18 protein-coding genes and 1 pseudogene are annotated in these 20,564 nt (G+C 72.5%); 4 read left to right on the top strand and 15 right to left on the bottom strand.

Annotated elements, in window-relative coordinates; translation table 11 throughout:
- Positions 1-78: 78 nt before the first annotated feature.
- A complete protein-coding gene (locus IF19_RS0125410; RefSeq protein WP_032747916.1) occupies positions 79-1,986 on the bottom strand; it encodes a DUF2264 domain-containing protein in 1,908 nt (635 codons plus the stop codon).
- A 333-nt stretch (positions 1,987-2,319) separates the two neighbouring features.
- Here IF19_RS0125410 and IF19_RS0125415 point away from each other — a divergent pair, with 333 nt between their 5' ends.
- From IF19_RS0125415 to IF19_RS0125430, 4 genes are all read left to right on the top strand, one after another.
- Positions 2,320-3,663, top strand: a complete 1,344-nt coding sequence (locus IF19_RS0125415; RefSeq protein WP_030116120.1) for an ABC transporter substrate-binding protein — start codon at positions 2,320-2,322, stop codon at positions 3,661-3,663.
- On the top strand, positions 3,660-4,604 hold the full coding sequence (locus tag IF19_RS0125420) for a carbohydrate ABC transporter permease (RefSeq protein ID WP_030116119.1): 945 nt from the start codon (positions 3,660-3,662) through the stop codon (positions 4,602-4,604). Before IF19_RS0125415 ends, IF19_RS0125420 begins: the two co-directional genes overlap by 4 nt.
- Complete coding sequence (locus IF19_RS0125425; RefSeq protein WP_030116118.1) at positions 4,601-5,452, top strand: carbohydrate ABC transporter permease; 852 nt, start codon at positions 4,601-4,603, stop codon at positions 5,450-5,452. Before IF19_RS0125420 ends, IF19_RS0125425 begins: the two co-directional genes overlap by 4 nt.
- A gap of 101 nt (positions 5,453-5,553) precedes the next feature.
- A complete protein-coding gene (locus IF19_RS0125430) occupies positions 5,554-6,534 on the top strand; it encodes a hydroxyacid dehydrogenase (protein ID WP_030116117.1) in 981 nt (326 codons plus the stop codon).
- Positions 6,535-6,663: 129 nt separating this feature from the next.
- Here the strand turns inward: IF19_RS0125430 and IF19_RS0125435 are convergent, their stop codons facing one another.
- The 14 genes and pseudogenes from IF19_RS0125435 to IF19_RS1000000136460 form a co-directional block, all read right to left on the bottom strand.
- A complete protein-coding gene (locus tag IF19_RS0125435; protein WP_030116116.1) occupies positions 6,664-7,125 on the bottom strand; it encodes a CYTH domain-containing protein in 462 nt (153 codons plus the stop codon).
- 13 nt (positions 7,126-7,138) lie between these two features.
- The gene (locus tag IF19_RS0125440; RefSeq protein ID WP_030116115.1) at positions 7,139-7,990 is read right to left on the bottom strand and encodes an EamA family transporter; all 852 of its coding nucleotides are present in this window, start codon (positions 7,988-7,990) and stop codon (positions 7,139-7,141) included.
- Positions 7,987-9,009: a FomB family phosphonate monophosphate kinase gene (locus IF19_RS0125445; RefSeq protein ID WP_030116114.1), complete on the bottom strand. Its 1,023-nt coding sequence runs from the start codon at positions 9,007-9,009 to the stop codon at positions 7,987-7,989. Before IF19_RS0125445 ends, IF19_RS0125440 begins: the two co-directional genes overlap by 4 nt.
- Before the next feature lie 23 nt (positions 9,010-9,032).
- A complete protein-coding gene (locus IF19_RS01000000134970) occupies positions 9,033-9,302 on the bottom strand; it encodes an acyl carrier protein (protein ID WP_032746695.1) in 270 nt (89 codons plus the stop codon).
- A gap of 33 nt (positions 9,303-9,335) precedes the next feature.
- Complete coding sequence (locus IF19_RS0125455) at positions 9,336-9,884, bottom strand: thiamine pyrophosphate-dependent enzyme (protein ID WP_199807284.1); 549 nt, start codon at positions 9,882-9,884, stop codon at positions 9,336-9,338.
- Between the two features lies 1 nt (position 9,885).
- Positions 9,886-10,437 (bottom strand): thiamine pyrophosphate-binding protein, encoded by a 552-nt coding sequence (locus IF19_RS0125460; protein ID WP_030116111.1) that lies wholly within the window; start codon positions 10,435-10,437, stop codon positions 9,886-9,888.
- 147 nt (positions 10,438-10,584) lie between these two features.
- Positions 10,585-11,328, bottom strand: a complete 744-nt coding sequence (locus IF19_RS0125465) for a maleylpyruvate isomerase family mycothiol-dependent enzyme (protein ID WP_030116110.1) — start codon at positions 11,326-11,328, stop codon at positions 10,585-10,587.
- Positions 11,325-13,625: an FAD/NAD(P)-binding protein gene (locus tag IF19_RS0125470; protein ID WP_234313231.1), complete on the bottom strand. Its 2,301-nt coding sequence runs from the start codon at positions 13,623-13,625 to the stop codon at positions 11,325-11,327. Before IF19_RS0125470 ends, IF19_RS0125465 begins: the two co-directional genes overlap by 4 nt.
- A 64-nt stretch (positions 13,626-13,689) precedes the next feature.
- The gene (locus IF19_RS0125475; protein ID WP_030116108.1) at positions 13,690-14,814 is read right to left on the bottom strand and encodes a pyridoxal-phosphate-dependent aminotransferase family protein; all 1,125 of its coding nucleotides are present in this window, start codon (positions 14,812-14,814) and stop codon (positions 13,690-13,692) included.
- Positions 14,811-15,746, bottom strand: coding sequence for an amino acid kinase family protein (locus IF19_RS0125480; RefSeq protein WP_030116107.1), 936 nt, complete (start codon positions 15,744-15,746; stop codon positions 14,811-14,813). Before IF19_RS0125480 ends, IF19_RS0125475 begins: the two co-directional genes overlap by 4 nt.
- Positions 15,743-16,900 carry a nucleotidyltransferase domain-containing protein gene (locus IF19_RS0125485; RefSeq protein WP_030276995.1) on the bottom strand — a complete coding sequence of 386 codons (1,158 nt, stop codon included), beginning with the start codon at positions 16,898-16,900 and terminating at the stop codon, positions 15,743-15,745. The genes IF19_RS0125480 and IF19_RS0125485 overlap by 4 nt, the downstream gene beginning before the upstream one ends.
- Before the next feature lies 1 nt (position 16,901).
- Positions 16,902-18,638 (bottom strand): amino acid adenylation domain-containing protein, encoded by a 1,737-nt coding sequence (locus IF19_RS0125490; RefSeq protein ID WP_234313232.1) that lies wholly within the window; start codon positions 18,636-18,638, stop codon positions 16,902-16,904.
- Positions 18,635-19,666 (bottom strand): 2,3-diaminopropionate biosynthesis protein SbnB, encoded by a 1,032-nt coding sequence (gene sbnB, locus IF19_RS0125495; RefSeq protein ID WP_050499002.1) that lies wholly within the window; start codon positions 19,664-19,666, stop codon positions 18,635-18,637. The genes IF19_RS0125490 and sbnB overlap by 4 nt, the downstream gene beginning before the upstream one ends.
- A gap of 502 nt (positions 19,667-20,168) precedes the next feature.
- Positions 20,169-20,537 (bottom strand): annotated as a pseudogene (locus IF19_RS1000000136460) (pyridoxal-phosphate dependent enzyme); the annotation flags it as partial.
- Positions 20,538-20,564 lie beyond the last annotated feature (27 nt).

A 20,564-nucleotide genomic window follows, 5' to 3' on the forward strand; every position in this document is an offset into this window, starting at 1 on the left:
TACGTCCTGCGGAGGCTGAGAGACGGCGTGTGCGCTCGCGGTCCCGCCGCTCCCCGGGCGGGGAGCGGCGGGACCCTCTCAGATGTCTTCCCGGACTGCCACCGCCTCGGGGGCGAGGCGCACGGTGCGTTCCGTGCCGTCCGGCCAGCTCAGGCCCAGCTGCCAGGTCTCGCCCGGTTCGACGGTGAGGCCGACGGCGTCGAGCGGGTGGAGGGCGTCGTCGCGGGTGAGCCGGGCGGCGCAGGCCAGGAGCGTGGTGCCGCCCGGCAGGGTCCCGGTGAGCAGGGGCAGGAGCGCGCTCGGTCCGAAGGCGGTGCCCTCCGGTACGACCGTGGTCCCGGCGTCGGTGAAGCCGTGCAGGCCGCGCAGTTCGCTGGTGAGCCGGCCGTCGGCGCGGGCGGTCGCGGCGGGGCCTGCCACGGTCTGCGTCCCGGCGACCGCCCATCCGCCGTGCGTCACGGGGGTGCCGGCTCCGGCCCCGGTGACCAGGTGGAGGCGGACCTCGTCCGCGCCGTGTACGAGGGTGAGGGAGGTGACGGTGACGCCGGGGAGGTCCTGGCCGGCGGCACGGGGTCGCCAGGCGGAGGCCGCCCAGCCGCGTCCGGCGCCGAGGGGGTGGATCCGGCCGCGTTCGGTGGGTCGGCCGTCGACGAGGAGGGCGAGGTGGTTGTCGGCCGGCCCCTCGTGGACGGGGCCGGTGGCGGTGGAGTGGGCCAGGCGGGCGTAGTGCGGGTTGTCGGGCAGCACGGTGTCGGCCGGCTGGTCGTCGCTGCCGTGGTTGTGGAGGCGGACGAGGCCGTCGCGCGCGGTCGACTGCACCAGCCACCCCGGCCGGGGCAGCGCCAGCACGGTGTCGCGGATCTCGGCGGGGGCGGGCAGCTCCTGCTCGCGCCAGACGGGGTGGCCCGCGGGCAGGAGCAGCCCGGTGAACGCGCTGGCGGCCCAGTAGGGGGAGGCGGGGCCGGAGTAGGGCTGCACCAGGCGCGGTTCGGGTCCGTACCAGCCGAGGGTGAGCAGGCCGTTCGCGTCGAGGGCTCCGCGGTCCAGGAAGTGGCGCAGCGCTCCGGAGGCCAGGCGGCGGGTGGTGCCGTGGGGGAGGGGGGTGTGGCCGGTGAGCGTTCCGGCCCACAGGGCGGCGGTGGTGGCGAAGCGGTAGGTGAGCGAGCGGCCCTGGTGGACGGGGGCTCCGTCGCCGCCGAAGGTGTGCGCGTATCCCGCGAGGTGGGCCGAGAGCCGGCTCCCGTACTCGGCCAGCAGCGGTGCGTCGCCCGCGAGGTGGGCGTGGAGCACCGGGTAGAGGTGGAGGGCCCATCCGTTGTAGTGGTCGAAGGCGCGCGGCCGGCCGTCGGTGTACCAGCCATCGCCGAGGTGGAAGCGCTCGATCCTCTCCAGTCCCCGGCGCACCGCGGCCCGTGCCTCCTTCTCCTCGATGCCGGCCTCGGCGAGGAAGCCGCCGACGGAGAGCGGGAAGAGATGCCAGTTGTTGTCGTTGGGGGTCCGGCGCAGGGCGTCCGCGAGCCAGCGTCCCACCCGGCCTCGGACGGCTCCGTCGAGACGGTCCCACAACCAGGGCCGGGTCAGGCGGAGCGCGAAGGCGATGGAGGCGGCCTCCACCATGGCCTGGCCGCGGTCGGTGATCGGCGGCCAGGACTCGCGGTCGCCGTCCGCGAGGTCGCGCTCGGACGTGGGCGTACGTGTGCCGGCGTCGAGCCCGCGGGCGTAGTCCTCCAGCACGCCGTGCGGGTCGGCGCCGCCGGCGCCCGCGATACGCAGCGCGGCGAGGAGAAAGGTACGGGCGAAACCTTCGAGCGCGTCGGAGCGGCGGCCCGACCAGCTCGGACGGTCGCCGGGAAGGCCGACGAGCGCCCGGCCGGGGCTCGCGTACGGGCGGACGGCGGCGAGCAGGTCGTCGGCCGTCGCCTCCCAGTGCTCCCTGGTCCAGCCGGTGTACGGGCTGAGCTGTCGGTCCTCGGGAGGCAGGGGCATGGGTGTGTCCTTCGTCGGTCGGTCCCGCCGGAACGGGGTTCTCCGGGCGGAATCTAGAAACCGACTGATCATTCGTCAAGAAGATCAGGTCGAATGAACTACTTGACCTGATCGTCATGTCCCGTCCGTGGCCGGCCTCCTTCGCCGTCAACCCCAGATCAGGGCGGCAGCGGTGAGGAAGGGGCGATGGCAAGCGGGTTGATCATATTGATCATTTGATCCGTGCATCTTGACTCTGATCAACCGTGTGCTCAGGATGGCTGGCAATCGCCCCCGGTTCACCTTCCCGGAACAAGGCATTCGGACCCCGCGCCCCCTCATAGGAGCCGTGCCATGCGCTCACCCCTGTTCTCCCGCCGCAGATCCCTCCGCGCCGGCGCCGCGATCGCCGCGGCCACGCTGTGCGGGTCTCTCCTGGCCGCCTGCGGAGGCGACCAGGACGACGTACCGGGCGCCGACGGCAAGCCGGTCACGCTGACCTTCTGGGGCTGGGCCAAGGGCACCCAGGAGGTCGTCGCGGACTTCAACGCGAGCCACCCGGACATCCGGGTCACGTTCGAGGAGATCCCCTCCGGGAACGCCGGCGGATACGCGAAGATCACCAACGCCGTGAAGGCGGGCAACGCCCCGGACGTGTTCAACATCGAATACCCGCAGCTGCCCGACTTCGTCAGTCAGGGAGCGGTCCAGGACATCAGCTCCCTCGTCGACGACAGCCTGAAGGGCAAGTACCTGCCCCAGGCGGCCGAGCTGACCGCCCTGGGCGGAAGGACCTGGGCCCTGCCCCTGGACGTCGCCCCGCAGACGTTCTTCTACCGCAAGGACCTCTTCCGGAAGGCGGGCATCACGGTGCCCCGGACGTGGGACGAGTTCCGTGACGCGGCGAAGAAGCTCAAGACCGCACAGCCCAAGACCCGGATCGCCACGTTCTTCCCGGACGACCCGACCACGTTCGAGGCGATGGCCTGGCAGAACGGCGCGCGCTGGTTCACCGCCGAGGACGACGCCTGGAAGGTGAACCTCAAAGGCCCTGAGACCGGCAAGGCGGCCGACTACTGGCAGAAGATGGTCGACGACGACCTCGTCCAGGTCCAGCCCTCGTTCAGCCAGCAGTGGACCGCCTCGCTCCAGAAGGGCGAGACGGCCGGATACCTCGGAGCCTCCTGGGGGGCGGGCGTCCTGAAGGCGAACCTCGGATCGGCGCCCGGCATGGACGGGAACTGGGCGGTCGCACCGATGCCGACCTGGGACGGGCAGCCCGCCAGCGGCATGCTCGGCGGCACCACCTTCGCGGTCTCCAAGGACAGCAAGAAGGCCAGGGCCGCCGTCGAGTTCGCCACCTGGGCCACCACCACCCCCGAAGGCATGAAGGCCCGCATCGACTCGGGCACCTCGTCCTCCTACCCCGCGGCCACCGCACTGCTCCCCGTCGCCAAGAAGGCGTTCGACACCAAGTTCTACGGCGGGCAGGACATCTACGGCCTCTACGCCGAGGCCGCCGAGTCGATCAAGCCCGGCTGGACCTGGGGCCCCGTCATGGGCGTGACCAACGGCTCCCTGAAGGACTCCTTCGGCAAGGTCGCCGGCAAGACCGGCACGATCCAGGACGCCCTCACCACCGCGCAGCAGGCCACCCTGGACGAGTTCAAGAACCGCGGGCTGAAGGTCGCCCCGTGACCACGCGTACCGCCCGGTCCGCGACCTCCCGCGCCGCCTCTTCCCGGCGGCGCGGGAGGTACGGCGCCCCCGCGGTCCTGCTCGCCCCGTTCCTGCTGCTCTTCACCGCCTGCACCCTCGTGCCGGTGGGCTACGCGATCCATCTGAGCCTCTACACCGAACAGCGGGGCGGCCTCGGATTCGGCGGCACGGAAACCCTGTTCACCGGCTGGGGCAACTACGCCCGCGCGCTCAAGGACGACGCCTTCCTCGAAGGCTTCGCGAACATCGCCCTGTACTGCCTGATGTACATCCCGCTGATGATCGCCCTCGCCCTGGCCCTGGCCCTGCTCCTGGACTCCGCGCTGGCCCGCGCCAAGCGGTTCTTCCAGCTCGCCCTGTTCATCCCGCACGCCGTCCCCGGCATCATCGCCGCGCTGATCTGGATGTACCTGTACACCCCCGGCATCAGCCCGGTCCTCGACCTGCTGGAAACCGCCGGCACCCGCCCCGACCTCCTCGGCAACCCCCTCCCGGCCGTCGTCAACATGGCCCTGTGGCAGTGGACCGGCTACAACGTGGTCATCTTCTACGCCGCGCTCCAGGCCATTCCCCGCGAAGTGCTGGAAGCCGCCGTCGTCGACGGCGCGGGCCCGGTCCGCACCGCGATCAGCATCAAGATGCCGCTGATCCGCGCCTCCCTCGCCATGGTCGGCCTGTTCACCGTCATCGGATCGCTCCAACTGTTCACCGAGCCGATGATCCTCCACGGCACCGCCCCCGCCGTCACCTCCGCATGGACACCCAACATGTACGCCTACACCGCCGCCTTCGAGCGCAGCGACTACGGCCTCGCCGCCGCCTCCTCGGTGCTGCTCGCGGCCGCGGCCGCGCTCCTGTCCTTCGCCGTCACCCGGCTCGCCCGGCCCCGGCCCGAGAGCCGGAAGGAGCGTGCGGCATGAGCGGCGGACCCCGGCACTGGAGCCTGTCCAGAACGGTCGTCAACGGCGTACTCGTCCTGGCCACCGCCTACACCCTGCTGCCCCTGGGCTGGCTGCTCACCGCGGCCGCCAAGAACACCGCCGACCTGCTCGGCGGGAACACGCTCACCCCGGACAACTTCAACCTCGGCAGGAACCTCGGCGAACTGGCCTCCACCGGCGACGGCATCTACTTCCGCTGGTACGCCAACTCCCTGCTCTACGCGGGCCTCGGCGCGGCGCTCTGCGCCCTGATCTGCGTCGCCGCCGGATACGTCTTCCACGTCTACACCTTCCCCGGCAAGGAGAAGCTGTTCGGCCTGGTCCTGGTCGGAGTCATGGTCCCCACCACCGCCCTGGCCCTGCCGATGTACCTGCTCGCCTCCGAGGTGGGCATCGTCAACAGCTTCTGGGCCGTCTTCCTGCCCTCCCTCGTCAATCCCTTCGGCGTCTACCTCGCCCGCGTGTTCTGCACCGGCTACATACCCGGTGAGGTGCTGGAGGCGGCCCGCGTGGACGGGACGGGCGAACTGCGCACCTTCTGGTCGGTCGGCCTGCCGATGGTGATGCCCGGCTTCGTGACCGTGTTCCTGTTCCAGTTCACCGCGATCTGGAACAACTTCTTCCTGCCGCTGGTGATGCTCTCCGACAACAAGCTCTTCCCCGTCAGCCTGGGCCTGTTCACCTGGAACGTGCAGACCAGGTCGTTCCCCGAGTACTACCCCCTGGTCGTCACCGGGGCGCTGCTCGCCGTCATCCCGCTGATCCTCGCCTTCGTCCTCCTCCAGCGGCACTGGAAGGCGGGCCTGACCGCGGGGAGCGTCAAATGACCGCACCCGCCCCCGCCGGCTCCTACGAGGAGGAGCCCACGCCCGCCCCCCGGCCGTCCGCCGCCGGCGAGCCCGGGCCCCGCCCACGTGCCGTCCTCGCGATGCACCGGGATCTTCCCGCCCGCCTGATCGACACCCACACGATGGCCCGGCTGGCAGCCCTGACCGACATCGACCCGGCGGTGGTGCTCGACGACTTCACCACCGCCGCGGCCCGGCAGGAGCTCGCCGGCGCGGAGGTGATCGTCTCGGGCTGGGGTTGCCCGCCGATCGACGCGGACACCCTGGCCGCGGCCCCCCGCCTGCGGGCGGTCGTCCACGCGGCGGGGTCGGTGAAGCACCACATCACGGCGGCCTGCTGGGAACGGGGCATCGAGGTCGCCTCCGTGGCCTGGGCGAACGCCCTGCCCGTGGCCGAGTACACCGTCGCGGCCGTACTCGGTGCGAACAAGCGGCTCCTGCGCATCCGCGAGGACTACCGGGCCCGGCGCGCCCCGCACGACTGGCAGAGCGCCTACGCGCGGGCCGGCAACTACCGCCGCACCGTCGGGATCGTCGGAGCGTCCCTCATCGGCCGCCGGGTGATGGACCTGCTGCGCCCCTACGACCTGGACCTGCTGCTGTACGACCCGTACGTGGAGCCGGCCGAGGCCGTCCGTCTGGGAGCCCGCTCGGTCACCCTGGACGAACTGTGCGCGGGCGGCGACGTGGTGAGCGTGCACGCCCCCGAGCTTCCCGAGACCCGTCATCTGCTCGACGGCCGCAGGCTCGCCCTGATGCGGGACGACAGCACGCTGATCAACACCTCGCGGGGCTCTCTCGTCGATCAGGACGCTCTGACCGCCGAACTCGTCTCGGGCCGGCTCAACGCCGTCATCGACGTCACCGTCCCCGAGGTCCTGCCGGCAGCCTCACCGCTGTACGACCTGCCGAACGTCGTGCTGACCCCGCACATCGCGGGCTCCCTGGGCGGGGAACTGCACCGGATGGCCGCGGCCGCCGTCGACGAGGTCGCCCTGTGGACGGCCGGACGCCCCTTCGCGCACCCGGTGGCGAAGGAGGCCATCTCCCGCACGGCCTGAAGCGGGCTCCGGACCCCGCAAGGGTCCGGAGCCCCGCGGGGCGGGGGAGCGGGGGAGGCCCCTGGAGTTCCAGCCGTACGATTTTGTACAGATCCCGCTCTGTTGCCGGCGCTCTGTGTGCGCGATGTCTCACGGAGAGGGAGAGGTGGTCAGCGTCGCGTTCGAGTACGCCCGGTCGCCGGTGATGTCCTCGCCCGCCCAGGGCGGGCGAGGGGGCGGGGTCGCGGGGTCGCCCTGCCATTCGATCTCGGCCACCGCCAGGCCCGCGTGCGGGGGTGCGTACTCGTCGACGATCCAGTCGTCGGGGAGTGTGTGGCGGTGTTTCACCAGGACGCGGGGGCCGCACAGGCCGAGGAGTTCCAGGGCGTCCGCCACCGGGACCGGGTACTCGTACTCGGCGCGGGTCGGGCCGTCGCGGGGGCCCTTCACCGTCAGGTACGCGGCCGTGTCGTCGATGACGCGGATCCGGATCTCGCACGCGGGGTCGGGGGACAGATAGCCCTGGCGGAGGGTGCGGGTCTCCCGGACCTCGGCGCGCCAGCGGGGGTCGTCCGCGCTGACCAGGTACTTGCGTTCCGTCTCCGTGGGCATGACGGCGGCTCCTTCACGTCGTGCCGAGCATCAGGGCGATGCCCGTCACCATCAGGATCGCGGCGGCGATGCGGGGGCCGCCGAAGCGTTCCTTGAAGAGGAACGCGGCGATCGCCGCTCCGGCGATCACGCTGAACTCGCGGAGCACGGCGACCGGCGCGAGCGGGGCCCGGGTCTGGGCCCAGAGGACCAGGCCGTACGAGAGGACCGAGAGGACGCCTCCGACGAGCCCCGGGACGAGCACCGGGCGCAGTCTCGCGACGAGGGCGGCGCGCTGGGTGGCCGCCGCGTACGCCGGGATCGCCAGGCCGTCGAGGAGCATGAGCCAGGCGGTGTAGCCGAGGGCCGCGCCCGCCTCGCGTACCCCCACGCCGTCCACGACCGTGTAGGCGGCGATCATCACGCCCGTCGTCGCGGCCATCGCCACGGCCGGGCCGCTCGGCCGGCTCGTCCGGTCGCGGACCCCCCAGAGGGCGAGTCCCACGATTCCCGTCATCACGATCGCCACGCCCGCCGCGCTCGCGCCGTCCAGGTGCTCGCCCAGTGCGAAGACCGCGAACAGGGTGACGAGAAGAGGCGCGACCCCCCGCGCGATCGGGTACACCTGCCCGAAGTCGCCCAGCCGGAACGAGCGCATCAGCGCCACCTGGTACGCGATGTGGATGAGGACCGAGGCGATCAGGTACGGCCAGGCGGCCGGGGCGGGGAGCGGGGCGAGGCACGCCAGGACGGCGCCGCACAGGGTGCGTCCGGCGCCGACCAGGCTGAGACAGGCCAGCTCGTCCTTGATGCGGTGGGTGATCGCGTTCCAGCCCGCGTGCGTGACCGCGGCGAACAGCACCACCCCGACGACGAGGGGAGTCACCCGCGGTGCCCGTTCGAGGACAGTTCCGCGAGCACGCGCTCACGGACCGACGGGTCGAGCATGTCCACGTTCGCCCGGTAGCAGTGGGCTCCTTCCACCAGCTTCGCCAACTGCTCCCGCATCCCGGCGAGCGAGCCGGTGAACGCCGTGAAGTCGCCCTCGTGATGCGCCAGCAGGTCGTCCTTGAGGCCGTAGTTGACCACTCCGTCCGCGAACAGGCCCAGGAACAGGGCTGCTTGCTCCGGATCTATGCGCTCGAAGGTCCGGGGGCGGTCCGGCGAGTAGTCGGTGATGACGATGGAGCGGACCCTGCCCCGGTCCCTGGGCTCGCCGGGGAAGAGGAGTTCGGGCGCCGCCACGAAGTCGCCGCTCTCCAGGTGCGGGGTCAGGCCGTGGCCCTCGATCAGCTGCTCGAACTGGGGGGACCGGCGCACCCGGACCGCGGAGGGCACGGCGTGTGCCTCGCCGTCGCGCACCAGTACGTGGGTGTTCGTGAGGAACCTCGCCCCGTCCAGGCACGCCTGTGTGAGGAAGACGGTCTTCCCGCCCGCGTTCGGGCCGACGAGGAGGGTGGCGCTGCCGTCGTCGAGGGTGAAGCCGGCCGCCTTCAGGTGCAGGTAGCCGTGGTCGACCGCGAAGTCGGTGAGGACGCGCTTCACGAAGTACGGCCAGATCGTCCGCTCCAGGCGGCGCCCGAAGACGTACGAGCGCCGCCCCTCCGTGATCAGGTACGCCGGCTCGCCGAAGATGTGGTTCAGGTAGTAGCCGGAGCGGAAGCGCTTGGCCCGCAGGGTCCGGTCGCTCAGCGCCCGCAGCACTTCCGGGTCGTACGGGTCCCGGTCCAGGTCGACGCACACGATCTCGTGGTCCGCGGCCGTCCCGGAGGGCGCGTCCCGGGAGAAGTACGCGTAGCCGTCGAACTCCTCCCGGTTGCTGAGGATCCGGATGGTGAGGAGGTTGAGGTCGACGTGGCGGGAGGAGCGGACGGGGAGTGTTCCGAGGTCCGCCGGGCCCGCGATGCCGGTGGTGGAGGCTGTCGTCGTCACTCCGCCACCAGAGTCGCTATGCCGTCGCTGATGCGGCGGACCGACGAGAACGTCTCGCGCGTCAGCATCTCGTCGGGGAACTCGACGTCGAACTCGTCCTCCAGCGCCACCATCAGACTGACGCTCAGGAGCGAGTCGAGGCCCGACTCCCACAGGTCGGTGTCGGGGCCGACGGCGGAGGCGTCGACGGAGCCGCCCAGGACCGAGAACAGGACCTTCCGGACCCGCTCCGTCGGCCCTGACGTGGTCACGGCGGTGTCTTCCATCGTGGGTGTGCTCCTATGAGAGAGGGGGGCGGGTCAGGCTGCCGCTGCCGTACGGAAGCGGGCCACCAACTGCTGCGGCGTCCACTCCACGCGCTTGCCGGCGTGCGCTCCGCGCGGCGCGCAGGTGATGTGGAGGAGCGACGTGACGCCCGACTCCGGGTCGACCGCGGCCAGTTCCTCGGCCGAGGCCGCCGTGTACGCGGCGGAGTAGCCGGCGGCGAGCGCCATGCCCGCCGGGTCGGCGATGCGGACCGGGCGCTGGCCGCCCGTGCTCTCGTGGACGCCGTTGTCGAGGACCACGTGCACCAGGTCCGGGTTGTGCTCGGCGATCATCGGCAGCGCGCCGGGGTTCATCGCGAAGGAGCCGTCGCCGTCGAGGACGACGACATGGCGGCCCGGCCGGGCGAGCGCCACGCCGAGGCCGACCGGGGCGGCCATGCCCATCGAGCCGACCAGGTAGAAGTTCTCCGGCCTGTCGACGGTGTTGTAGAGGTCCCGGGTGATGAACCCGCAGGTGGAGACGTACAGGGAGGTGGGGAACTTCTCGGTGACCGCGCGGATCGCGTCCTGGATGCCGAACACGTCAGATGCCTTCCTTGACGATGAGAACGGGGGTCGAGAGGCCGTCCTCGGACGCCGCGAGGCAGCGCTCGACGGAGGCGTACGGGTCGGTCGCGTCGAAGACGGTGTGGCGCAGGCCGAACACGTCCAGCAGGTTGAGGAGTTCTCTGCCGATGATGTCGTGCTCGACGGCGTCGTTGCCGTCGTGGCCCCGCCAGCTGACGATCAGCGGCACGTGCAGGTCGTAGATGAGGTTGAGCGAGGTCAGCACGTTCAGCGAGTAGCCCAGGCCCGAGTTCTGCATGAGGACCACCGGCTTGGCGCCGGCCGCAGACAGGCCGGAGGCGACGCCGAGTGCCGAGTCCTCGCGGGGCGCGGGCAGGTAGGAGACGCCCTCGGCGGGGCCCTCGCCGGACTCGAGGACGCGGAAGACGCCCTTGAGGAGCGAGCAGGGGACGCCGGTGAAGTGGGTGAACCCGCGGTCCACGAAGGCTTGGACGAGGATCTCCGCCGCGCTCCGGCGGCCCGGGGCGGCGGCGGACCGCTCCGCGGTGAGGGTCTGGGCGTCTGTCATGGGGAGGGGACTCTTCTCCTGAGTACGGGTCACGCGGCCGGGGTCGGCGGCTCGCGGAATCCGGGGGTGTCCGACCGGTGAGGCCGCGGACACCCCCTGGGGAGCGGGGTGGGCCCGCGTCATGCGGGCCCACCCGTGCCGGCCGTCCTACGGCCAGGCGTTGAGCTCGGGGAGCGCGGTGGCCGGGTCGCCGTCCACGACGGGCACGGCCGGGTGCGGGCGGCCGCAGATCCAGGCGGCCAGCGACAGCAGCGAGCCGCGGATCGCGACCGGGGTCGCGCCCTCGGCCGCCGTGGACCACTCCTCGCCGGTGTCCTCCGCGGTCAGCACGAGGCCCTCGGGCAGGCGGACCGTGAGGAAGGAGACGACGTGCGAGGAGAGCGCGGTGCTCCACTCCTCGGAGGAACGGCCGACAGCGAGGTCGACCGTGTGCAGCTCGGACTCGCGCCACCAGGCGAGCTGGGTCGCGAACAGCGGCGAGTTCCGGTACTCGCAGGGGCGCTCCCAGCCGTCGGGGCCGAGGGCGTCCCAGGCCTCCTCAAGGGCGGTGAGGCCCTCGTCGAGCTGCTCGCGCAGCCACTCGACCGGGCGGTCGTGCAGCTCCTCGATGCGCCGGTTGCGGGTGGGCCGACCGCCGTCGAACACCTCGATCGTCCGGCCCTCGGCGGCGTACCGCGCCTGCCGGGCGAACGCCCGGGACAGGTCGGCGAGGTGGATGAGGACGTGGCCGCGCGTCCAGCCCGGCAGGTGGATCGCCTCGCGGGCGCCCTCCTCGGTGATCTCCGCGACGGCGGCGCGCAGCCGCTCGTGCGCGGCGCGGATCTCCTTCAGCCGCTCGGGGACGTCGATGCCGCCGTACTCGTACGCCGTGTAGTCGATGGTGGTGCTCATGAGGGGTTCCTTTCGAGTTCCTTCGTCATCGCTCCGGCCGCGGGCGGCTGCGCCGTGGACCCCTGCGCCGGGGACGAGTCCTCCCGCGGCATGAACGCGTGGATCCAGCAGAGGATGTCCCGGATGACGTGGTGGTCCTTGTTCGGCCGGAGCGCGCCGATCTGGTGGTACATCACCCCTTCGCTGGGCGGACCCAGGAAGGTGATCCGTGACTCGACCCTGTCATCCGCCCTGACCGGGTGGAACTCGGGGGTGAGGTCCAGGCCGCCGGGCACGAAGTCGGGTTCGCCGAGGCCGGGGTTGGCCCACTTGCGGACGATGCCGCGGCGGAGCAGGTTCGGGTAGACGGGCATGACGTCCCGCTCGGCGTCGAAGCCATGGACCCGCGCGTCGACGAGGACGTCCGCGTACCGCGCGGCGCCGGTGGCCGGGCCGTCGACGCGGAACAGGCCGCGCTCCTCGTCGCATTCGAGGCGCGCGCCGGGGCCGACGGAGACGTCGACGCGCCCGCTCCTGATGAGCGCGGTGACCTTCTCCATCGCCTCCACCGACGCGCCCTGGCACAGCCGGTTGTGGTGCGGGGTGTAGACGCCGAGGAAGGTGCGGTGCGAGGAGGCGAGGAGGCCGCCGAAGTCGACCGCCTCGATGACGACGCCGCGCATGTCGCGCCAGGCGGCGTCGGCCGCCGCCTTCGCCGGGTTGCTCAGATTGCCCTGGGCCGCCCAGCGGATGTCCCGGTCGAGGAAGTCGAGGAACGTCTCCACGTACTCCTCGGGGCTCGTGTAGCCGCCCTCCGGAACCGGGACCGGGTTGATGGTCCGCTCCCAGGAGAAGCGGTGCTCGGAGGCCGAAGTGGCGTGCCGCCAGGGCGACTCGGCGGCGGCGACCGCGGCGGCGAACACGTGCGGGTCGGCCGCCTCGGACAGCAGCGCCTCGGTGCGCTCCGCGCCGTACACGACCGTGAGGAACGCGCGCACCGCCCGGTCGACCGGCGGCAGGCCGGCGCTGTCCCGGTCGGCCGGCTCCCCGCCGGCGTGCACCGCGAGGGCGGTGCGGCCCGTCAGGACGTCGTCCACCCGCTCGCCGACGGCGAGGGCCAGCTCCTCGACCGGGGCGACGAGGAAATCGCCCGCCTCCTGGTGGTCCGCGAACGCGTCCGCGTCGGCGAGGAACTTCTCGTACGCCGGCCGCGCGGCGGCGATCGCGGCCTCGCGGAACTCGGGGCCGTACTGGACGCCGTACTGCAGCAGCGCCATCTCCAGCAGGATCAGCGGGAAGACGTGCCGCTCGAAGTCGAGCTGGCGCTTGGGGGCGCCGCCGATGACGTTCGGCACGCCGACCGTCCGGCGCAGCTCGGTGACGGCCCCCGCGGTGAGGAACGGGCCCTTGTACTCCAGGGACGCGATGTCGCGTTCCTTCTCGTTGTACGGCCGGGCGAAGGTGAACAGGCCCGAGCGGCTGAACGCGACGATCGAGTCCGGCTCGGCTCCGCACGGCACGTAGTGGAGCTCGCCGTCCGCGTCGCGCTCGAACGTGCCGCCGCGGCCCTCGGTGAGGTACAGCAGCACGTCGATGCCGGTGAGCCCCATCCCGAGGCAGGCGACGGTGGTGCCGGGACCGGTGTACGCCGGGTCGAGGGACCGCTCCAGCGGGTACGCGGACGGGACCAGGCGCGCCTCGTGCTCGGCGGCGAACCGGGCGAGGTGCGCCTGGCGCGGGTCCAGCTCGGGACGGTTGGAGGAGTGTCCGGTCAGCATGAGGACGTAGTCCGCCTCGTAGGCGGGCGCGCCGTCGGCGGTGAGGACGGCGAACCGGTCCCCGCGCTCCTCCAGGTCGACGACCTCGGCCTGCCGCAGCGTCACCTCGACGCCCTCGGTGGCGCGCAGGATCTCCACGTAGCCGGTGAACTGGTCGCGCAGGGCCTCGCCGTGCACGAACCGCTTCGGCCAGTCCTCGGCGACCATGTCGTAGATCGGGTCGCCGGTTTCCTCGAACTTCTTGCGGCACCATTCGAGGAGCGTCGGCCGCTCGACGGCCGACAGCAGCGGCCCGGCGTCGACGACGCTCTCGTCGGCGGCGAACGCGACCTGGCCGACGACGCGGTTCAGGTAGCTGGTCCTCGTCTGGTCGGGGCTGTGCACCTGGCCGGGCCCGAACTCGCCCGAGAGGTCGTAGACGACGATCTCCAGGGCCACCGGGTCCCGCCGGCCGCGCACCAGGGCGGCGAGCCGCTCCAGGACGTACGTGCAGGTCGGACCGCCGCCCACGATCGCCAGGTGAAGGGGCGCAGCGTTCACGGAATTGTCGGTAGTCACCGGCTCACCGCTCCATCTCTCTTCCGGGTCTTCTCGGCAGGGTGGATCATCGGGTCGAGGGCGCGCACCGGGCGACGACCTCGTCGAAGGCGCGGAAGAAGCCGGCGATGTCCTCGCCGGTCAACTGGCCCATGTTGGCGAGGCGGAACACCCCGGCGGACTTCTCCTGGGTCGCGTAGATCACGTAGCCGTGCTCCTTGAGACCGTCGTGCAGCTCGTCGTACGTCATCCCGTTCGCGAGGTGCGCGTTCGTGATCGAGCCGGCCCGCCGCTCCGGCGGCAGGAGGAGCTCGATGCCGCGCTCCTCCAGACCGGCGCGGATCTCCGCCGCCCGCGCCGCGTAGCGGGCGGTCCTGGCCGCGACTCCCTCGGCGAGGGTGAGGTCGAGCGCCGCGTCGAGCGCGCGCAGGACCTGGACGGCCGGCGTGAACTGGGGGCTGCCCTTGACGACCTGGGCGCGGTAGTTCGCCGACAGGTCGAAGTAGAAGGTGCGGGCGGGCACGTCCGCGAGCGCTTCGAGGCGCTCGCGCGGCGCGCACACGAAGCTGATGCCCGGCATGCCCTCCAGGCACTTGTTGGCGGTGCCCACACACCAGTCGACGCTGTCGCGGACGACGTCCAGGTCCTCCGCGCCCAGGCTGCTGATCGCGTCGGCGATCAGCGAGCGCCCGTGCCGGGCGACCAGCGGGCCGAGCTCGCGCAGCGGGTTGAGCATGCCGGTGCTGGTCTCGTGGTGGACCACCGCGACATGGGTGATGCCCGCGTCGGCGGCGAGCGCCTCGTCGACGGCGTCGAGGTCCAGGGGCACGGCCCAGCCGAACTCCAGGCGGACGGTCGCGATGCCGTGGACGTCCGCGATCCGCAGCAGCCGCTCGCCGTAGTGCCCGTTGTCGAGGACGAGCAGGCGGCCGTCGGCGGGGACGACCGAGCTCAGGACCGCCTCCAGGGCGGCCGTGCCGGAACCCGTGAACAGGACGGTGGCGTGGCTGTCACGGCCGGCCCCGCACACCTCGGTGATCTTGCCGCCGACGGTGCCCAGGAGCGCCTGGGACTCGGGCTCGCGGTGGCATTCGTCGGGTCCGGCCAGGGCGGCGCGGACCCGGTCGTGCACGTTGACGGGCCCCGGGTTCAGCAGGACGACCCGGTCGGGCCGTCCGGTCGTGCCGGTCATGTCAGGTCCTCCTGGGACGGTTCGGTGGCGGCGGTGGCGGCCGTGGTGGCCGCCGGGGTACGGCGCCGGATCAGGGTCCGGGGGACGTCGGCGGGCCAGGCGTCCAGCGGGGCGAAGAGGTGCCGCAGACCGCCCGGGCCGTTGTCTCCGCGGGTGATGACGCACTCGGCGCCCCGGCGGGCGTGCGCGGCGAGCGCCTCGACCTTGCCCTCCATGGCCCCGGTGGCGTCCCACGCGTCGTCCCAGAACAGCCGCCGTACGGCGGTCACGTCGTCGGGGTCGAGGTACGGGAGGACCGGGCTCTCCGGGTCCCGCGTCAGGTGGATACCCGCCACGTCGGTGAGGGCGACGACCCGGACGGGGCCGGGGGCCACCGCCGCGTCGAGGACCACACCGGGGACGTCGTCGCTGCTCAGGATGCGCAGGGCGCCGGCGGCGGTGACCACGCAGTCGCTGGAGAGGACCGGCAGCGCGCCCTCGGCGAGGAGCCGGGACACCACGCCGGTCTCGGTGACGGCGGTGCCGTCGGGCAGCTCGTTGAGCATCGAGGTCGTCTGGAGCGGCACGGCCCGCACCCCGCGGGCGCGGAGCGCGGTGGTCCACGCCCAGCGCATGTGGAAGGCCGGTTCGGTCAGGGCGACGGCCGCGTACGGGTCGTCCTGGGCTGCCTTGATGCGCAGCCCGACCGGGTGGCAGAGCGCGCCTCCGCCGGTGACCAGGACGATCCGGCCGGGGTGCGCCTTCAGCAGCTCGGCGACCTCGGAGGCGTACGCGCCGATCGCCTCGTGATCCGTCTGCCCGCTGTGCCGCTTGTCGGAGAGGAGGCTGCCGCCGACCTTGAGGACGAGCAGCCCCGGCTCCCCGCCCGGCGCGGGCGCCGGGCCCGGCACCGTCGCGGGGGCGGGGACGGTCGACGTGACGGCCGCGTTCACTGGAGCGGGACGTTGGAGACGGTCCCGGCGGTGTGCCGGCGGGCGTTGAACAGCCGCTCCAGGAAGGGCTGTTCCCAACGGGAGCTCTGCCCGTCGAGGGAGCCGTACAGCTCCAGGTACGCGGTGTCCTCGGGGCGCAGCGCGTCCAGGACGCGCGTCGGTACGGCCTCCGGGTAGAGGACCGAGGTGAAGTGCAGCGAGTAGTAGACGATCGCCTCGGCGCCGACGGCCTCGACCCGCTTCAGGAACCGCTGCCAGGCGTCCTCCCCGCACGCCTCGGCGACCAGGGCGAGGTCGAGGAACTTGCTCAGCTGCAGGTCCTGGCGGTCCTCGATGAAGTGGAGGCTGGTGGCCTCCTTGTGCAGGTGCGAGCAGAGGTCGAGGAGCCGGTCGTCCGGCGCGGGCTCGAAGGAGGGCGCGCCGCACAGCACGACGGGGACGGCCCGGTCGAGCAGCTCGCCGGCGCCCGCGCTGATCCCGGACTTCTTCTGGAAGATGTCGTGGCAGATGTCCACGTTGAAGTCGGTGATGTCGGGGCGGCCGCCGGGCTTGCGGTACGGCAGCTGGTTGCTGAGGTTCATCTTCCAGAACGCCTGCGTCTCGCGGCTGTACGGCTCGATCCGCTCGCCGTCCTCGGCGACCTTGCCCTGGATGTAGCCGAGCCGGAGCAGCACCTCGTGGGCGGCGCGGGCGTCCTCGCGGGCCAGCAGCACGTCGAGGTCGGCGATCCGGCGCAGCGCCGGATCGCGGTACTCGCCCTCGCCGAGGGAGAAGCCCTTGCGGACGGCGAAGCGCAGCCCGGCGGCGGAGAGCTCGGCGAAGACCCGGCCGAACTCGTCGGACAGGCCCTGGTTGCGGGCCCGGTTGGCGAGGTAGGCGCCGGTGAACACCCACGGGTACGGGAAGCCGGGCTGTTCGCCGGCCTTGCGGTCCAGGCGGTGCCGGTCGACGTGGCGGCCGATGAGCGGCAGCAGCTTGTGCCAGGCGGCGGCCTCGAGGAACGCGCCCCAGTCCAGCTCGGGGCGGCTCGCGAGGTCGCGGATCCGGGCGATGTCGTCGGCGCCGAGACGCAGCCTGGCCATCCTCAGCAGCAGCCGGGAGTGGACCGGCAGGTCCTCGGCGGTCAGTTCGCGGGCGTCGGTCTTGTCTGCCATGTCACACCTCTGCGGGGGACGTGCCGTCCTGCGTGAGCTGCCGCAGCGCACGGTGGTCGGTCTTGCCGTTGGGGGTCAGGGGGAGCGCGTCCAGCTCGGTGAGCCGGCGCGGCACCATCGCCTCGGGGAGCGAGGCCGCCAGGTGCGCGCGGAGCTCCTCGGGCGTCACGGGTCCGCGGACCGTGTAGTGGGCGGCGAGCACGGGGTGTCCGTCGACGACGGGCACGGTGACGGCCCCGCGGTCGACGGCCGGGTGGCGCAGCAGGACGGCCTCGATCTCGTCGAGCTCCATGCGCACCCCCGCGACCTTGACCTGGCGGTCGACGCGGCCCAGGTAGAGCACGACGCCGTCCTCGAAGCGGGCGAGGTCGCCGGTCCGGTAGAGCCGGCCGGTGGGGGAGCCCGGGTCGACGGTGTCGGTGAAGAACGCGCGGGGGTTGTTCTCGGGGTCGTTGACGTACCCGAGGCCGACGACGACACCGCCGACGAAGAGGTCGCCGGCCTCGCCGGGCTCGGCGGCCCGCCACGGGCCCTCGTCCTCGTCGCGTACGAGCAGGTAGAGCCGGGCGTTGTCGACGGGCCCGCCGACGGGGAGCCGGGGCCTGGTGGTGTCGGCGGCGGTCACCTCGTGGTGGGTGACGTCGTCGGAGCACTCGGTCGGCCCGTACGCGTTCAGGAGGCGTGCGTGCGGCAGCGCCGCGAGGGCGCGGGCGGCGAGCTCGGGGCGGAGCTCCTCGCCGGTGGAGATCAGCCAGCGCAGTGCGGGCAGTACCGGGGCGCGGCGCTCCGCCTCCCCGACGAGCCAGCCGACGACGGTGGGAACGAGCTCGACCACGGTGACACCCGTGCGCTCCAGGACCGTCCGCACGCGGCGCGGGAAGGCGAGGTCCTCCTGCCGGACGACGACGACGGCTCCGCCGACGAGCAGCGGGGTGAGCATCTGCCAGATCGAGATGTCGAAGACCAGCGGCGCGGTGAACGCGAGCCGGTCGCCGGCGGAGAACTCCAGGTCGGAGACCTTCGCCCACAGGTGGTTGACCATGCCCCGGTGCTCGACGGCCGCGCCCTTCGGGCGGCCGGTGGTGCCGGAGGTGAAGATGCAGTAGCGGGGCTCGCGGGACTGGTCGCGGCCGTCGGAGCCGTACGGGTCGGCGTCGGGGCTGTCCGTTCCGTGTGCGTCCGGGCCGGGCGCGCCGACGACGGTGACGCCGAGTCCTGCGGCCGCCTTGACGGCGGTCTCGCCGCCGGGGCCGCCGTTCGGGGTGCCGTCCGGGGCCGCGGAGTAGTCGAGCAGGTGGCTTGCCGCGGCGCGTTCGAGGACCTCGGTGACCCGCTGCGCCGGCCAGTCGGTGGCGAGGGGGAGGTAGACGGCGCCGAGCCCTTCGAGGGCGAGGAACGCGGCGATCGTGTCCGCCGAGCGCTCGCCGACGGCCGCGACGACGCTGCCGGCGCCGCAGCCGGCCGCGACGAGGGCGGTACGGACGCGGGCGGCGCGGGCGAGCAGCCCCGGGTAGGTCAGGGTGGTGTCGCCGTCGATGACGGCGGGCGCGTCCGGGGTCGCGGCGGCGAACCGCGTGACGTGGTGGAGGACGCCGGTGCAGGTGTCGAACTCCGCGGACCGGCCCAGGGAGAGCGCCGTGGCGCGGGCCGCCGCGCCGTCCGCGAGCGGCAGCGGGGCGAACGCGGTGGCGGCGGCGAACACGGAGCCGGACGTGGACGCGGGGGAGGACGCGGTCACGAGGCACCCGCGCTCTGGTGGCGGTCCAGCTCGTGGAAGAAGCCGCCGATCGGCACGGCCTCGCCGGCGGCGACGGCCCTGCGGTGGACGTGCGCGCCGACCGCGAGGTCGAGGATGCCGAGCCCGAACGGGGAGAAGACCACGGTCCGGTCGGCGGGGACGGTGACGTCGCCGGTGAGCACGTCGTAGAAGGTGCCGTCGAGGAACTCCCGACCGCCGGTGAGCTGTTCGGCCAGGTGCACCGAGGTGTCGGCCTTCAGGACGTGCTCCACGTCGTCGACGATGTTGACGCTGTCGAGGATCACGTCGGTGCCCAGGTCGCGCAGCGAGACGTGCAGGACCACCGGGTGGTGGGAGAACCAGTCCGGGTCGGTCACGTGGGGCGTTCCCGCGGTGGTGGCGAAGACGACCAGGTCGCAGGAGCGGACGAGCTCCTCGGCGGAGTCGTGGATCACGACCGGCCGGCCGGTGGGTTCGAGGACCTGCTTGCCGAACGAGGAGGCGTACTCCTCGCTCAGGTCGAAGACGTGGTACTCGTCGACGTCCCAGGCGAGTTCGGTCAGGTAGTCCTGGATGAAGCGGGCGATCAGTCCCGTACCGAAGAAGCCGATCCGGCGCGGGGTGGTGCCGCGCTGGGCGGCGATCCGGCGGGCCGCGGCGGTGGCCGACGCGGCGGTGCGCGCCGCGCTGATGATGGACCCCTCCAGGCAGGCGTACGGGTAGCCGGTGACCGGGTCGTTGAGCAGCAGTACGGCGGAGGCGCGCGGGACGCCCCGCTCCAGGTTGGTGGGGAAGCTGGAGATCCACTTGATCCCGTCCACACCGCCGGTGCCCTCGGTGTCGTCCGTACCGCCGACCGAGGCCGGCAGGGCGATGATCCGGGCGGTGGGCCGGTCGGGGAAGCGCAGGAAGTACGAGGGAGGGTTGACCGTGCCGCCCTCGCCGTGGCGGCGGTAGGCGGCCTCCACCAGGTCGATGACCTCGGCCCGGTTCCCTTCGAGGCTTCTGTGCACCGCCGCACCGGGTATCTTCCTGTTCCTTGTCGAGGTCGCCGTAGATGCTCCGCACCCAGGCGTCGTCGTAAACCGTTTCGATGTAGCGGTCGCCCATGTCGGCGGAGATGGCCACCGAGGTGAGGGCGCCGGCCGGGTCGTGCCGCTCCAGCCAGCGGGCGGCGCCGCTGACGACGGTTCCGGTGGAGCCGCCCATGAGGAACCCGTGCCGGGCGAGGCGACGGCACATCCGTACGCTGTCGCGCTCGTGGACCCGGACGATCTCGTCCATCGGGGTCGCCTCGACCAGCGGCATCGGCTCCCCCCCCCCGGGCCCCCCCCGGCGCCGGGCGCCCGCGGGGGCCCCGGCGCCGGGCCCGCCCCCCCGTGCCGCCCTCGCCGTGGCGGCGGTAGGCGGCCTCCACCAGGTCGATGACCTCGGCCCGGTTCCCTTCGAGGCTTCTGTGCACCGCCGCACCGGGTACACGTAGCCGGAGTTGCGGGAGCACAGCTCGCGGACGAGGGTCTTGCGGGCGGTGAGGTAACCGCCGTCCGCGTCGGGCCGGTCGGCGACGACGACATCGCTGCCGAAGGCCCGCATGAGCTTGACGGTGGCGGGGTTGCACTTGGGGTCGGTGACACAGACGAACCGGAGGGAGCGGGCCGCCGCCACCACGCTGAGCGCCACTCCGAGGTTCCCCGAGGAGGACTCGACCATGGTGGAGTGCTCGTCGATCAGGCCGAGCCGGAGTGCCGACGCGACCATGGAGGTGGCGGCCCTGAGCTTCACGGAGCCGGCGAAGTTGAAACCTTCGCACTTGAGGTGCAACGGGATGCGGAGCGTGTGCCCGAGGTCGACGTAGACGTCGCTGTCGAACAGTTCGTCCGCTGTGGAGATGATGGCCAAGAGTCGTTTCCGCTTCTTTCGTCCCGC

Source organism: Streptomyces californicus, from assembly GCF_000717645.1.
In the GTDB taxonomy this organism is placed as follows: Bacteria; Actinomycetota; Actinomycetes; order Streptomycetales; family Streptomycetaceae; genus Streptomyces; species Streptomyces californicus.

Coding starts and splice junctions, on each gene's coding strand:
- IF19_RS0125410 (WP_032747916.1), bottom strand. CDS start 1,986: ATGCCCCTGCCTCCCGAGGACCGACAGCTCAGCCCGTACACCGGCTGG.
- IF19_RS0125415 (WP_030116120.1), top strand. CDS start 2,320: ATGCGCTCACCCCTGTTCTCCCGCCGCAGATCCCTCCGCGCCGGCGCC.
- IF19_RS0125425 (WP_030116118.1), top strand. CDS start 4,601: ATGAGCGGCGGACCCCGGCACTGGAGCCTGTCCAGAACGGTCGTCAAC.
- IF19_RS0125430 (WP_030116117.1), top strand. CDS start 5,554: ATGCACCGGGATCTTCCCGCCCGCCTGATCGACACCCACACGATGGCC.
- IF19_RS0125435 (WP_030116116.1), bottom strand. CDS start 7,125: ATGCCCACGGAGACGGAACGCAAGTACCTGGTCAGCGCGGACGACCCC.
- IF19_RS01000000134970 (WP_032746695.1), bottom strand. CDS start 9,302: ATGGAAGACACCGCCGTGACCACGTCAGGGCCGACGGAGCGGGTCCGG.
- IF19_RS0125460 (WP_030116111.1), bottom strand. CDS start 10,437: ATGACAGACGCCCAGACCCTCACCGCGGAGCGGTCCGCCGCCGCCCCG.
- IF19_RS0125465 (WP_030116110.1), bottom strand. CDS start 11,328: ATGAGCACCACCATCGACTACACGGCGTACGAGTACGGCGGCATCGAC.
- IF19_RS0125475 (WP_030116108.1), bottom strand. CDS start 14,814: ATGACCGGCACGACCGGACGGCCCGACCGGGTCGTCCTGCTGAACCCG.
- IF19_RS0125485 (WP_030276995.1), bottom strand. CDS start 16,900: ATGGCAGACAAGACCGACGCCCGCGAACTGACCGCCGAGGACCTGCCG.